The 14,451-nt window shown below is 52.6% G+C and carries 14 protein-coding genes and 1 tRNA gene; 1 reads left to right on the forward strand and 14 read right to left on the reverse strand.

Features of this window, described 5'->3' with window-relative positions; translation table 11 throughout:
- Positions 1 to 170: 170 nt before the first annotated feature.
- The 12 genes from H573_RS0101205 to adk form a co-directional block, all read right to left on the reverse strand.
- Positions 171 to 247 (reverse strand) — tRNA-Pro (locus tag H573_RS0101205).
- A 43-nt stretch (positions 248 to 290) separates the two neighbouring features.
- The gene (locus tag H573_RS0101210; protein ID WP_027872676.1) at positions 291 to 647 is read right to left on the reverse strand and encodes a MerR family transcriptional regulator; all 357 of its coding nucleotides are present in this window, start codon (positions 645 to 647) and stop codon (positions 291 to 293) included.
- Positions 628 to 930, reverse strand: coding sequence for an integration host factor subunit alpha (gene ihfA / locus H573_RS0101215; protein WP_022960519.1), 303 nt, complete (start codon positions 928 to 930; stop codon positions 628 to 630). The genes H573_RS0101210 and ihfA overlap by 20 nt, the downstream gene beginning before the upstream one ends.
- 5 nt (positions 931 to 935) lie before the next feature.
- Positions 936 to 3,302, reverse strand: coding sequence for a phenylalanine--tRNA ligase subunit beta (pheT, locus tag H573_RS0101220; RefSeq protein ID WP_027872677.1), 2,367 nt, complete (start codon positions 3,300 to 3,302; stop codon positions 936 to 938).
- 51 nt (positions 3,303 to 3,353) lie between these two features.
- The gene (pheS, locus tag H573_RS0101225) at positions 3,354 to 4,370 is read right to left on the reverse strand and encodes a phenylalanine--tRNA ligase subunit alpha (protein WP_027872678.1); all 1,017 of its coding nucleotides are present in this window, start codon (positions 4,368 to 4,370) and stop codon (positions 3,354 to 3,356) included.
- A gap of 129 nt (positions 4,371 to 4,499) precedes the next feature.
- Complete coding sequence (rplT, locus tag H573_RS0101230; protein ID WP_027872679.1) at positions 4,500 to 4,856, reverse strand: 50S ribosomal protein L20; 357 nt, start codon at positions 4,854 to 4,856, stop codon at positions 4,500 to 4,502.
- Between the two features lie 32 nt (positions 4,857 to 4,888).
- Positions 4,889 to 5,083, reverse strand: a complete 195-nt coding sequence (gene rpmI, locus H573_RS0101235; RefSeq protein ID WP_022960515.1) for a 50S ribosomal protein L35 — start codon at positions 5,081 to 5,083, stop codon at positions 4,889 to 4,891.
- Between the two features lie 48 nt (positions 5,084 to 5,131).
- Positions 5,132 to 5,686, reverse strand: coding sequence for a translation initiation factor IF-3 (infC, locus tag H573_RS0101240; RefSeq protein WP_154653807.1), 555 nt, complete (start codon positions 5,684 to 5,686; stop codon positions 5,132 to 5,134).
- A complete protein-coding gene (gene thrS / locus H573_RS0101245) occupies positions 5,674 to 7,599 on the reverse strand; it encodes a threonine--tRNA ligase (RefSeq protein ID WP_027872681.1) in 1,926 nt (641 codons plus the stop codon). The genes infC and thrS overlap by 13 nt, the downstream gene beginning before the upstream one ends.
- Positions 7,600 to 7,785: 186 nt before the next feature.
- Positions 7,786 to 8,607, reverse strand: a complete 822-nt coding sequence (locus tag H573_RS0101250) for a hypothetical protein (protein ID WP_027872682.1) — start codon at positions 8,605 to 8,607, stop codon at positions 7,786 to 7,788.
- 110 nt (positions 8,608 to 8,717) lie between these two features.
- Positions 8,718 to 9,707 carry a ferrochelatase gene (gene hemH, locus H573_RS0101255; protein WP_027872683.1) on the reverse strand — a complete coding sequence of 330 codons (990 nt, stop codon included), beginning with the start codon at positions 9,705 to 9,707 and terminating at the stop codon, positions 8,718 to 8,720.
- Positions 9,708 to 9,831: 124 nt separating this feature from the next.
- Entirely contained in the window at positions 9,832 to 10,479 is a 648-nt protein-coding gene (adk, locus tag H573_RS0101260; protein ID WP_027872684.1) for an adenylate kinase, read from the reverse strand.
- A gap of 541 nt (positions 10,480 to 11,020) precedes the next feature.
- On the opposite strand from adk, the gene H573_RS0101265 reads away from it, so the two are divergent.
- The gene (locus H573_RS0101265; RefSeq protein WP_027872685.1) at positions 11,021 to 11,356 is read left to right on the forward strand and encodes a hypothetical protein; all 336 of its coding nucleotides are present in this window, start codon (positions 11,021 to 11,023) and stop codon (positions 11,354 to 11,356) included.
- A gap of 11 nt (positions 11,357 to 11,367) precedes the next feature.
- Here the strand turns inward: H573_RS0101265 and mazG are convergent, their stop codons facing one another.
- Positions 11,368 to 12,180, reverse strand: a complete 813-nt coding sequence (mazG, locus tag H573_RS0101270) for a nucleoside triphosphate pyrophosphohydrolase (RefSeq protein WP_027872686.1) — start codon at positions 12,178 to 12,180, stop codon at positions 11,368 to 11,370.
- Positions 12,180 to 14,414 (reverse strand): GTP diphosphokinase, encoded by a 2,235-nt coding sequence (relA, locus tag H573_RS0101275; RefSeq protein WP_027872687.1) that lies wholly within the window; start codon positions 14,412 to 14,414, stop codon positions 12,180 to 12,182. The genes mazG and relA overlap by 1 nt, the downstream gene beginning before the upstream one ends.
- Positions 14,415 to 14,451: the final 37 nt, after the last annotated feature.

The following is a 14,451-nucleotide window of genomic DNA, read 5'->3' on the forward strand; positions in this document are numbered from 1 at the left end:
GCTAATTGGAGGAGTGAACTTGCTTGAATGATTTTTTGAATCAGTCAGTTACTGACCGAATATATGCAGGATGAGGGGTGTCGTTAGAACAGCATGCCATGCAGCAGGCCAGGCTAAATAAAATAACAGTCTAAAAATGAAAAAGGGCCGCTAAAGCGGCCCTTTAAATATGGTCGGAACGGCAGGATTCGAACCTGCGACCCCCACACCCCCAGTGTGGTGCGCTACCAGACTGCGCTACGCCCCGAAATGAGGGGCAGAATCATACCCCAACTAAACAGCACTGTGAACTATCTTTTTAGATCTTTTAACAAATCTTCCAGTTCACCGATTAACTGTTTAATCAATAACTTGGACTGAGCGGAATCGCCTTTAGCCTCATCCCCCGACATGCGCTGCCGCGCACCACCAATGGTGTAGCCCTGTTCATATAACAGGCTGCGGATTTGACGAATCATCAGTACGTCTTGGTGCTGATAATAGCGGCGGTTACCCCTGCGCTTAACGGGAGCCAGCTGAGGAAACTCCTGCTCCCAATATCTCAGCACATGTGGTTTGACACAGCAGAGCTCACTGACTTCACCTATCGTAAAGTAGCGTTTTCCTGGGATCGGTGGCAGCTCGTCGTTATGACTTGGTTCCAGCATAGTCCTCTACCCTGGATTTCAACTTTTGGCCTGGCCTGAAGGTCACTACTCGCCGAGCTGAAATGGGAATTTCTTCACCGGTTTTGGGATTGCGCCCAGGCCGCTGGCTCTTATCACGCAGGTCAAAATTGCCGAAGCCGGAAATTTTGACCTGTTCATTATTCTCTAAACAGTGGCGAATCTGCTCAAAAAACAGCTCGACAAGCTCTTTCGCCTCACGCTTGTTCAGACCGAGCTCTTCATAGAGGCGCTCCGCCATTTCTGCCTTGGTGAGGGACGTCATCACATTCAGTTCCTTAAACTGGCCCCGAAGCGATCCTGCAACGCCTGCACTACCGCCTCTACAGATAGGGTAACTTCTTCCTCATTAAGAGTGCGGGATGAATGCCGGTACGTCAAGCCCAGGCCCAGGCTTTTCCTTTCTGGATCAATACCTTTACCCTGATAAATATCAAAGAGCTTCAAGTTAACTAACAACTCCCCAGCCGCATCCTGCACACAATCTAGGACGGATTGGGCGGCGACATCGCTAGGCAAAATAACCGCTAAGTCACGGCGCAGCTCAGGGTAGCGTGAAACAGGTTTAAACGCAGGTACAGCGACTTCGAGCAGCGCATCAAGGTCTATTTCGAAGAAATACACCGCCGACGGCAAATCCAACTCGCTCTGCAGCGAGGGGTGAAGCGCACCAATGCGCCCAACGCAGCGCTCCCCTTGATAGACGTTCGCAGTTTGCCCTGGATGCAAAGCCTTATGCTGCGCCGCCTCGAAGCGCAAAGGTGTCGCGGCAGGGGTCATCAGTGCTTCTAGATCGCCCTTAAGGTCGAAGAAATCCAGTAAATCGCCACCTGAACTCCAATTTTCCGGATTTCGCCGCCCAGACAACAACGCACCCAGCGTCGGAATCTGTGCCAAGCCCTCAGCTGATGGCACAAAACGCTGCCCAATTTCAAAGAATCGCAGGCGCGCTTGTTGACGCTTGCTATTGTATTCCGCTGTCTTCAACAGTCCTGGCAAAAGAGAGTCACGCATCTGCGCCATATCAGCACTAATGGGATTCAACAACGTCACGCAATCCTCGCGCTCTGAGAGTTTCGCGTTGAGCACAGGGTCGACAAAACTGTAGCTAATGGCTTCCTGGTAACCACGGGATACCAAGTGCTGCCGTAAATCCATGACCGCACGCTGCCCTTCCGGGCGAGACTTTATTGCCAGCTCTGAGCGAATAGGCTTAACCGGCAGGCGATTATAGCCATATACCCGAGCGAGCTCTTCGAGCAAGTCAACTTCGATGGCAATATCAAAACGCCAGCTTGGCGGGGTTACCACCCAGCCGCTGTCCTGGCGCTCTACCTCCATACCTAAACCTGTCAGGATTTGCTCGACTTCTTTAGCCAGCAACGGCATCCCAAGCATCTTCTCGATACGCGCCTCACGCAAGATCACAGGGCTGCGGCTTGGTAAAGCATCACTGCTCGCCTCAGTCAGAGGCCCTGCTTTGCCACCGCATATTTGCAATATTAATTCGGTGGCACGCTCAATGGCTCTCTCTGCCAAAGCGAAGTCCACACCGCGCTCAAATCTATGCGACGCGTCAGTGTGCAAACCATAAGAGCGCGCCTTGCCGGCAAGCTTCTCTGGGGTGAAAAATGCAGACTCTAAGAACAAGTCTTGAGTCGCGGCAGATACTGCACTGCCCTGCCCGCCCATAATGCCGGCGAGCGCCAACGGCTTCTCATCGTCGGCTATTAACAAGCTATCGTCACGAAGCTCCAACGTTTGCCCATCCAGCAGCTCGAGGCTCTCGCCTAACGTTGCCGTGCGCACATTAACGGCGCCACTGATCGCCGATAAGTCAAAGGCATGCATGGGCTGGCCGAGCTCAAGCATAACCAAATTAGTGACATCCACCACTGGGTCAATGCTACGTGAACCACAGCGACGCAACTTTTCTTGCAGCCACAAGGGGCTTTCAGCCCCCATATTCACACCGCGCACCACTCGGCCCACATAACGCGCGCAGTGATCAGGCGCCGCAATCTTTACGGCAAGCTGATCATCGATGCTGGCTTCTACCGCAGCCTGAGCTGGCTCAGCAAACGCCATATTATTGAGAACGGCCGCCTCGCGGGCGACCCCTCTAATACTGAGACAATCGGCACGGTTTGGAGTCAAACCAAGCTCGATAAGCTTATCGTCAAGCCCTAGGTAACTGCGAACATCCTCACCCAACGGCGCATCGCTGGGCAATTCGAACAGGCCATCAGACTGCTCTGCCATTCCCAACTCTTGCTCGGCACACAGCATGCCAAAGGACTCTACACCGCGAAGCTTGGCTTTCTTTATTTTGAAATTGCCGGGCAGGATCGCTCCTACCATGGCCATGGGCACTTTGATTCCCACCCGAGCATTGGCGGCGCCGCAAACAATTTGGAAACTTTCCTGGCCATTACTCACTTGGCAAACTTGCAGCTTGTCAGCGTCAGGGTGGCGCTCTGCAGCAGTAATCTCAGCAACAACCACACCGCTAAAATCACCCGCGACAGGCTCAATGGCATCGACTTCCAAGCCAGCCATTGTCAATTGTGCAGATAGGTCGTCACTGTCCACACCGGGGTTTACCCACTCTCGCAACCACTGTTCACTAAATTTCATGCTCTATCCGTATCCGACTGTTAACGTTGCCTAGCTAGTAGCTCGATGCATTTACTGGAATTGTTCTAGGAATTGCAGGTCATTTTCGAAAAATAATCGCAGGTCATTGACGCCGTAGCGCAGCATTGCCAGGCGCTCCACACCAATACCGAACGCAAAGCCGCTGTATTTTTCAGGGTCGATATCTGAGTACTCGAAGACCTTGGGGTGCACCATTCCGCAACCGAGAATTTCAATCCAGCCTGTGTGGCTACATACGCGACAACCCTCGCCCCCACACATCACACACTGAATGTCGACCTCTGCCGACGGCTCTGTGAAAGGGAAATATGACGGCCGAAACCGTACGGCGAGGTCTTTTTCGAAAAAGGCGCGCAAAAACGATTCCAGCATGCCCTTCAGGTCGGCAAAACTGGACTCCTGGTCAACGAGCAAGCCTTCAACCTGATGAAACATCGGCGTGTGCGTCAAGTCGGAATCACAACGGTACACGCGCCCCGGACAGATCAGCTTTAGCGGCGGCTCACTGGACTCCATCACCCTCACCTGCACGGGCGAGGTATGGGTACGCAGTACCGTACTGGCATCGACGTAGAACGTGTCGTGCATCGCCCTCGCCGGGTGGTGGGCAGGGATATTTAAGGCTTCGAAGTTGTGGTAGTCATCTTCGATTTCAGGCCCTTCAGCGATATCAAAACCAATACCTTCAAAAAATTGGCTGATGCGCTCTATGGTCTTCGTTACCGGGTGCAGGCCACCCAGCTGCTGACCGCGGCCAGGCAGGGTCACGTCGATAGTTTCGGCCGCCAATTTTTCTGCGACAGCAGCCTCTTTCATCTTAGCCTTTCGCTCGCCAATTTGCTCCGCAAGTGCCTGCTTAACCCTATTGATCTCGGCACCCGCTGCCGGGCGCTCCTCGGCCGATAATTTGCCCAAACCTTTGAGCAACGCGGTGATATGCCCCTTCTTTCCCAGGTAATCAACACGCAATTGCTCAAGGGCACGCCCATCATCTGCCGCAGCGATTTTCTCTGCGGCCTCGGCGGCCAAGGCTTCAAGATTCTCCATTCCCCACTCCTGACTCAGGTACTCGGCTGGTAACTGCCGGGCGCAAGCGCCCGAAAAAAAAATAGGGAAAGAGCGAAGCTCTTCCCCTATCCAATAGTGATATCTACAACCGCTGGGCGGTGGCAGGCATCAGGCCAGAGCTGCTTTCGCGCGTTCTACCACGGCAGCAAAGGCTTCTTTGTCGTGCACGGCTAAGTCAGCCAGTACGCGACGGTCCAGTGCGATCTCTGCCTTTTTCAAGCCAGCAATCAAACGGCTGTAATTCAAGCCATTGGCACGAGATGCAGCATTAATGCGGGTGATCCACAGCGCACGGAAAGTACGTTTCTTAACGCGGCGATCGCGGTAAGCGTATTGACCGGCTTTGATTACCGCCTGCTTAGCTACACGATAGATGCGCGAGCGCGCTCCGTAGTAACCCTTGGCTTGCTTCAAAATCTTTTTATGACGACGGTGTGCTGTCACACCACGTTTTACGCGGGGCATAGTCTATTCCTTATCTGTTGAGATGACGGTAATCAAATGGCGCGAAGCATGCGGTCGACCAGAACTTTGTCCGACTTGTGGACAGCACTGGTGCCACGCAGCTGACGCTTACGCTTGGTGGTCATCTTGGTAAGGATGTGACTCTTGTGGGCGCTTTTACGCTTATAACCGCTACCGGTTTTTTTAAAGCGTTTTGCCGCTCCGCTGTGTACTTTAACTTTTGGCATCGTTAGATACTCCGCATTGCTTCAATCAATTAAGCAGGCCCTGAGAGCTCACTGCTTTTTCTTTTTCGGGGCAATCACCATCGTCAATTGACGACCTTCCATCTTCGGATACTGTTCTACAGCGCCGTATTCAGCGAGGTCTGCTTCTACTCGCTGCAACAACTGCATACCCAGTTCCTGGTGGGCCATCTCTCGACCGCGGTAACGCAATGTCACCTTGGCTTTATCCCCATGCTCGAGGAAACGTATCAGGTTGCGCAGTTTTACCTGATAATCCCCGTCATCCGTCCCAGGTCGGAATTTGATCTCCTTGACCTGAGTACGAACCTGGTTTTTTCGGGCCGCAGCTTGCTGCTTTTTGGCCTCGAAAACATGTTTTCCGTAATCCATGATCTTGCAGACCACCGGATCAGAGTCCGCAATCTGCACTAAGTCTAGGCTGGCTTCCTGGGCGGCAGTTAACGCCTCCGCGAGTGGAACGATACCCACTTGGTTGCCTTCAGCATCGATCAGCCTAACTTGACTGGCTTCAATATCTTGATTTATTAGTGCGCGTTTGCCGCGCCCTTTTGCGTTATCGCGTTTAATTGCTAGCTCTCCGATATTGCACGGCTGCGAGCAGCCACGCCTTCGGCAAGGATGCTCGCCAACTCATCAAGTGAGATCGAGCCCAAATCCTTACCACCTCTTGCACGCACTGCTACAGTCCGACTTTCCACCTCTTTATCCCCGACTACCAGGATATAAGGCACCTTCTGAATTGTGTGCTCGCGGATTTTAAAGCCGATCTTCTCATTTCTCAAGTCCGAGTCGACTCTAAACCCACGATCTTGCAGGAATTCTTTCACTTCTGACACATATTCACCCTGTGCATCGGTGATATTGCAGACTACAGCCTGCACCGGAGCAAGCCAAAGTGGGAACGCCCCCTCGTAATGCTCGATCAAAATGCCGATAAAGCGCTCGAAAGACCCCAATATCGCTCGGTGCAGCATTACTGGCGTCTTGCGCTGACCACTCTCGTCCACATATTGCGCGCCCAGGCGTCCTGGCATCGAGAAGTCAACCTGAATCGTCCCCAACTGCCAAACTCGGCCAATACAATCTTTAAGGGAAAATTCAATTTTCGGCCCGTAGAAAGCGCCCTCTCCTGGGAGCTCTTCCCATGGCAAAGATTTGCTGTCCAAGGCTAACGCCAGCGCCTCTTCGGCCCGATCCCAATCCTCGTCACTACCAACGCGCTGCGCGGGGCGTGTTGACAGGCGATAGATGACGTCACTGAAACCAAAATCGGCGTAGACATCGTGCAAAAAATCGATAAATTGTGACACTTCCTGCTGAATTGACTCCTCAGCACAGAAAATGTGCGCATCGTCCTGGGTGAAACCACGCACCCTCATAATTCCATGCAAAGAACCTGAGGGCTCATTGCGGTGGCACGAACCGAACTCTGCCAGCCTCAAGGGCAAATCCCGATAACTGCGCAGCCCCTGGTTAAACACTTGAACGTGGCAAGGGCAATTCATTGGCTTAACGGCCACTTCTCGCTCATCGGCCTGAAGGCGGAACATGCCATCGCTAAACTTGTCGGCATGCCCTGACTTCTCCCACAACGAAATATCAACCAGCTGAGGAGTTTTAATCTCTTGATAACCATGCTTGCGCTGCTGATCTCGCATATATTGCTCAACAGCTTGATAAATACCCCAACCCTTGGGGTGCCAAAACACCATTCCGGGCGCTTCTTCCTGCATGTGGAACAGGTCGAGTTTTTTAGCAACCTTGCGGTGATCTCGCTTTTCCGCCTCAGCAATCCGGTTCAAATAAGACTTAAGGGCCTTTTTATTCGCCCAGGCTGTACCGTAAATTCGCTGCAACATGACGTTATTCTGATCGCCACGCCAATACGCACCAGCCACCTTGGTGAGTTTAAAGGCTTTCAAGCGGCCAGTACTGGGAACATGAGGCCCTCGGCACAAATCCATCCACTCACCCTGCTTATAAACCGAGATTTCCTCTCCCTCAGGCAGGTCGTGAATAATTTCAACTTTATACTCTTCGCCCATATCGGCGAACGTTTTGGCCGCTTCTTCACGCGACATTACCAATCGCTCGACAGCTAAATCCTGCCCGGCAATGGCCTCCATTCGCGCCTCGATTTTCTGCAAGTCATCAGGCGTAAAAGCACGCTCAAAGGCAAAGTCGTAGTAGAAGCCATCTTCCACTGTTGGGCCAATTGTTACCTGCGCACCAGGGAACTCTTCCTGAACAGCCATTGCCAGCAAATGCGCCGTGGAATGACGAATAATCTCCAGGCCCTCTTCGTCGCGGTCGGTAATAATCGCTAAATTGGCATCCTGCTCAATGAGGTAGCGAGTATCGACGAGCTCACCGTCTACCCGCCCCGCAAGAGCCGCCTTGGCAAGACCTGGACCAATGTCGGCCGCCACACCCTCAACGGTAATCGGCGTGTCGAATTCGCGGGTACTATTATCGGGGAGAGTAATAACAGGCATGACTGTTCCTTATCCAGTGGTGGCCGCTACGATAGGCCACATGTAAAACGCTATTGCGCAAAAATCGGGGCGGCTATTATGAACACCGATCCCAGGCTCTGCAAGGTTTAAGCCGCAAACAAAAAACCGCGCCGTAGCGCGGTTTATCTAATGACCCTGAAGAGATATCCAGAGGTTCTAAATTTCTCAGCTACTCGTCTTGGCTGGCGTAGCGGCTACTTTTTTTGCCGGTGCTTTTTTCGGCGCCGCCTTCTTGGCCACTGCCTTCTTCTTCGCTACCTTCTTAGCCGCCGCTTTTTTAGGGGCACTTTTCTTCGCGGCGGTTTTGCGAGTTGCGGACTTTTTAGCGGCAGCTTTCTTACCTGCCGTCTTTTTAGCTGCCGTCTTTTTCTTAGTGGCTGATGCCGCAGCAGGCTTGGCAGCGGTCTTTGCCAGCGCCGCTTTGGCTGGGTCTGACAGCTTGGCTGTCAGTTGTTTGACCGCCATCTTGTGCTTGCTGACCAGCTTACGCTCAATAGTAGCAAGCTTCGCTTTGTCCTCAGCGTTGCGCTTTTTGATAAACCGCTGCTCGAACTGTTTAACGGCTTTCGCTAAATCAGCGTCTGCCTTACTTGCCAGCGCTTCGGATCGCTCTTGAATTTTTTGGCGGACCGCAGCCTCCGAGGCCGAGATTTTTGCAATGACTTTTGCATCAGCTAATGCCGACTTACTGCTGGCAACCTTCGCACGTACCGTTCGCAATTTTTGGTTTGCCTTGCTTGCTGCAGCTGATGCACGCTTGGCAGCATTTTTATCTGCCGCCTTGGCCGTTTTCTTTGCCTTCGCCTTAGCAGAATCTAGCTTCGCTTTCGCTGCAGCTACCGCCTTGCGTTCTTTAGCTAACATCGCCTCAACTTTCTTCAAACCTTCCTCGGCTTTTTTAACGACGGCGTTTCCAGGGGAGGCGGTTTTTTTGGGGGATGCTTTTTTCTTTGCTGCAGTGGCAACTTTGCGCTTTGCTCTTGGCATTTTATTCTCCTTGGCGAACAGCTTTATGCTATTTGTTTAAAAAATAGCATACATAGTAAGCAGCGCAAAATTTTCGCAAAAAAATCAAAAGCTTTGTCGCACTTAGCGACTTACTTTTTAAGAGACTGAGAAACAAATGGGCGACACAATTCCAGCATCAAATCTTGATGAGTATCGCTATCATTCAAACACGGGATGTAATTAAACCCTTCCCCACCGTGCTCCATGAAAATCTCTTTTGCTTCGCCATCTATCTCCTCCAATGTTTCAAGACATTCAACAGCAAACGCTGGACACATTACATCCAGGCTTTTCACCCCTTCTGCCGGCAACGCTTCTACAGTTTTGTCGGTATAGGGAGTTAACCACTCAGCCTTACCCAGCCTAGATTGAAATGTCCTGAGCCACTGGGTGTCATCCAGTTCAAGGTACTTGGCCACGGCCTGTGCGGTTTCATTGCAATGCTGTTCATAGGGGTCGCCCAAATCCACATTTCGCTTCGGAATTCCGTGAAACGACATGAGTAAGCGCTCTGCCCGGCCGTTTTTTTGCCAGTGTGCTTTAACACTTTCGCCAAGGGCCGCCACATAGGCCTCATGGTCGTGGTAATTGCGCAGCCATGACCACTGAGGCATGTCCCGCATGCGAGCAAAGCAGCGGTATACGGCATCCATGGCAGCCGCCGTGGTAGTCGCCGAATACTGTGGGTACAGCGGCACAAATAAGATGTTTTCGACACCGGCGTCGCAGAGCTCATGTATTTGAGACTCCACACTGGGCTGCCCGTACGTCATGGCAAGCCGCACCGTGATATCCGCACCCGGATACTCTTGGGAGAGTTTGTTGGCGACCCCCTCAACTAAACTTTCTGAAAAGTGCCTGAGCGGGGAGGTGTCACCAAACCATATCTGACGATAAGCCTTTGCCACACGAGGTGAACGGAAAGGGAGAATAATTAGATAGAGTATCGCCAGCCAGATAAGCCTTGGGACCTCGACCACGCGTCGGTCTGACAGAAATTCCCTCAAGAACCGCCGCACCCCAGGGGTATTGGGAGCATCTGGTGTACCCAAATTGATAAAGACTACCGCTGTTTTCATTTTTCACTTTCCAAAGCGTGCGAGATGCGTCTTACGCGATTGAACAAACATTCGGTTTATAGCACAAAGAAAAACGGCGCCTAAAGGCGCCGCAGATCGCAAAACCAGACTGCCACAACGGAGCCTAGTCTTGAAGCGCCTCGAGCACGCGCCGGGTAATTTCGTCTACGGTGCCCACGCCGTCAATGCGCGAATAGCTCGGCGCATTCTCTCCGTCTAGCTCACTATAGAAGGCTACCAGAGGCTTAGTCTGCTCATGGTACACGTTCAAACGATTGCGTACAGTCGCTTCTTGATCATCTTCACGCTGAATCAAGGGCTCGCCAGTAAGGTCATCCTTGCCTTCTTCTTTAGGTGGATTATAGACCACATGGTAGGTGCGACCCGATGCCTCGTGAGTTCGGCGGCCACTCATGCGAGTCACGATCTCTTCATCAGCAACAGCAATCTCCAGAACATGATCGATATCAACGCCGGCCTCTTGCAGCGCCTCGGCTTGAGGGATCGTTCTGGGAAAACCGTCAAACAGGAATCCGTTTACACAGTCTGACTGAGCAATACGCTCCTTAACCAAGGCGATAATGATGTCGTCGGACACTAGGCCACCCGTCGTCATAATATCTTTCACCTTCAGGCCCAGCTCACTACCCGCCTTTACCGCCGCACGTAACATGTCGCCTGTGGAGATCTGAGGAATACCAAACTTCTCAGTGATGAACTGGGCTTGAGTCCCCTTACCGGCCCCTGGAGGCCCCAACAAAATAACGCGCATGCGCAACAACTCCCAAAGGATTAAAAAAAGCTCTACGGCCAGTAACGGCGCCAACTAATGAGATTGGAATGGCTGGAACATACCTTGCAGCAAAGCTCTGAATGGCTTTCCTACCAACGTCTGCAAACTGATTAGTCGGTCTCGACGGCTGAGGCGTCGAACTGGTCGCTTTTCAAAGCCGACAACGATACACAGCTAGAGGCCGACACACAAGCCTACTAAGGTCGAAGACCGCCCTGTCACTGGGTGATGCCCCCATAGGCAAGCGTCTATCTCTGAGCTGCAGGCTAACGCCTCACTCATTGAGCTGCACATCTTGGAGGCAAAATGGCGCCAGCCTTTGGGATTGTGACTAATAATCCACCAGTCGTCGCCATTCGTCGCGCATTTGAAATAAGCAAATGCGCCTTCTCCTTCCTGGATTGGCGAATTTTTAGCCGCAACAACCGCAACGCAATTAGTGTGAACAGACCCTAGGCAAGCCCCCGACCAACGTACTAGTATCAGAGTGTAAATACTCTGCGATGACAGGAACTGGCCAATGAAAGTACGGGATTTGTTATCACTCTGGGAACAAACCGCCAGCAGCGGCTTAACCGAGGATTGCTATAAGATACGGCTGCCACTGGAGGATGCCGCCAAACTAAAAGCGCTGGCAGAGCTCTATCCCAGGCGCCACGTTGAAGAGCTAATCACAGACCTGCTTAGCGCGTCATTGAACGAACTCGAAAGCGCCATGCCTTATGTCCGCGGCAAAAAAGTTGTTACCACCGATGAACTCGGCGACCCTGTCTATGAGGATGTAGGCCCCACACCTCGTTACTTGAGCTTGACTGAAAAGCATATGTCAGCCCTGAAAAACCGCAATAAGCACTGACCACAAGTGGGCTACAAGCCCGCTTGTTTGGCATCTTGCCAATACTGCTCAAGCACGGCTTTCGGTGTGGCGGCAGCGCCCTCCTGCCCCCCGGCCTGTTGTTCAACATAGCGAAAGCGTCGCTCGAATTTTTGACCCGCTGCTCGAAGTGCGCCTTCGGCATCCTGCTTAAGATGGCGACTCAAGTTCACCACGGAGAAGAAAACATCGCCGAGCTCATCGGCTATTTCCTCACTCTGGCCGCCGTCTATCGCTTCTTTGAGTTCGGCCAACTCGTCTTCCAAAGCGGCCAATACACCTGCGACATCGTCCCAATCAAAGCCAAGGCGACTCGCCCGTTTTTGCAGTTTTTCCGCTCGGTTGGTCGCCGGCAATGCCATGGGAATATCGTCTAAGGCACTCAACTGGGCCTTTCCCCGGCGCTCCTCTGCCTTGATTTCCTCCCAGCGCTGCTTGATTGCGGGTTCATCAGGCGGTGCTTCTCCGCGGCGACTTTCCAGGGTTCCATCGGGAAAAACATGGGGATGACGGCGCAGAAGTTTGCGGGTGATGTCATCGACAACGTCGTTAAAGGTAAAGTCGCCCTGCTCCTGTGCCAGCTGGCTGTAAAAAATTAACTGGAACAATACGTCGCCCATCTCCTGGCGAATCTGATCCGGGTCAGCACTCTCGATCGCATCGACGAGCTCATAGACCTCTTCGAGTGTATAAGGGACGATGCTTTTAAAATCCTGCTTCTGATCCCAAGGGCAACCATCTTGAGGGTCGCGCAAACGCGACATCAGTTCGCGCAAATCATCGATGTCATATTGCTTTGCCGCCATCATCCTTCCTTCACACGTTTCACCGCTACAACATTCGGCAAGCCATTTAGGCGGTTCAACAGGCCCGATAAAGCACCGACATCACTAATTTCCAGGCGAATACGCATCGTGGCCATGTGGCTATTCGTGTCGGTAACAGTATTCAGGGAGATTACATTCACTTTTTCTGTGGCCAACTGCAGGGTGATATCGCGAAGCAGCCCTTGTCGATCGAAAGCCTGCAACTCGATATCAACAGGATAGGTATCGGTTTGCTCAACTTCCCAATCGACGGCAATAATTCGGTGCGGCTCCACACTCTGAAGCTGCAGAAGCTTACTGCAATCTTGGCGGTGAACACTCACGCCGCGCCCCACCGTGATGTATCCCGTGATGGCCTCCCCAGGCAGGGGCTTACAGCACCTGGCGAAATGCGTTAACAGGTTGCCAACGCCGCTGATCCGCACCTTACTGCTATCTTTGGAGGTTTTGCTAGGCGCCTTTAGGCGTGGCAACACTTCTTCAGCGGCATTTTCATCTTGCCCGATCAGCTGGTTCGCCAGACGGACAATTTGTAGCATGCTGATTTCACCGGCCCCCACCGCAGCGTACATGTCCTCTACACTGGCACAATGTGTTTGATCGGCGATGTACTTGTAGTCAACGCTATTGAGCGCCAGGCGACGAAATTCTTTTTCCAGCAACGCGCGACCGGCAGCAATATTGTCTTCCTTAGCCTGCTGTCGAAACCAATGTTGCACTTTGGTGCGAGCCCGGCTGGTTTTTAAATAACCCAGATTACCCTGCAGCCAGTCGCGGCGAGGCTTGCTCTCTTTACCAGTGAGAATTTCAACGCGCTCACCGGTATTCAAGGTGTATGTCAGAGGTACGATGCGGCCGTTCACTTTGGCGCCGCGGCAGCGATTACCCACCTCAGTATGGATGTGATACGCAAAATCCAATGGTGTCGCACCGTTTTGCAAATTCACCACATGACCATCTGGAGTAAACACGTAGACCCTGTCCTGGGCGCGTGTGAACTGCTCTGCGACGTCGCTGCTACTGCCACTTTCCTCATGCCAGTCCAGCACCTGCCGCAGCCATGCAATTTTTTCGTCGTAGCTATTATTACTCTTGGCAGTTTTATCTGCCCCTTTGTACATCCAGTGAGAGCACACACCAAACTCTGCTTCCTCATGCATGCTTCGAGTGCGAATTTGCACCTCGAGAACCTTGCCCTCAGGGCCTATCACGGCGGTGTGGAGTGAGCGGTAACCGTTTTCTTTGGGGCTGGCGATGTAATCATCAAACTCGTTGGGAATATTTCGCCACAGGCCGTGCACCAGACCAAGCACGGCATAGCAGGCCTTTACATCCGGCACGAGCACGCGCACTGCACGAATATCGTAGACCTGGGAAAAGCCTATGCCCTTGCGCTGCATTTTCCGCCAGATGCTGTAAATGTGCTTCGCTCTGCCGGCGATATCAGCGTCAATGCCATCGGCCTTGATTGCCGTGGTAAGCGTGTGAATGACCTCGTCGATGTAGTGTTGGCGATCTAGACGTTTCTCATCCAGCAGTTTGGCAATTTTTTTGTAGGCCGATGGCTGCAAATAGCGAAAGCTAAGATCCTCTAACTCCCACTTTATGTGGCCGATACCCAGGCGATGAGCCAGAGGCGCATAGATGTCGAAAACTTCTCTCGCAACACGGTAGCGTTTCTCTGGGCGGTTCTTCACCGCGCGAATCGCCGAGGTTCTCTCGGCCAGCTTAATCAGTGCGACGCGCACATCGTCGACCAGCGCCACCAACATTTTCCGAATGGTTTCGCTTTGCGCCTCGGACTGCCCCAGCACAGGTACATCCAACTCTGCGTTAACCTTGGAAATGGCTGCCATTCCCAACACGCCATCGACGAGCTTCGCCACAGAGCCACCAAATTGCTGCTCCAGATCACCCAGCGATAATCTCGCTTCTCGAACTGCGCGAAACAAGGTCGCGGCAACCAGACTGTCTTGATCCAAATGCAGGTCGGCGAGAATTTCCACCATTTCCAACGCGGTGAAAAAGCTATCCCCACTCACATCGGGCTCTGTGCCCGCCCTGCCGCTGGCGCACTGCTCGGCAAGCTCAAATGCTCGGAGCAGCTCACTGCGCTCTACAACGCTGTCATCTATCGACAGACGCTCCATCCAGCGCGGGATATCAACACGCCCATCGGCTAGCTGCGGATAATCCTCTCGGACCTTTACCATGGTATTAACTCAATCATTTCCCGACTGGTTTCAAACA

The sequence above is a fragment of the Neomelitea salexigens DSM 19753 genome (assembly GCF_000422345.1).
GTDB classification, from domain to species: Bacteria; Pseudomonadota; Gammaproteobacteria; order Pseudomonadales; family Spongiibacteraceae; genus Spongiibacter; species Spongiibacter marinus_A.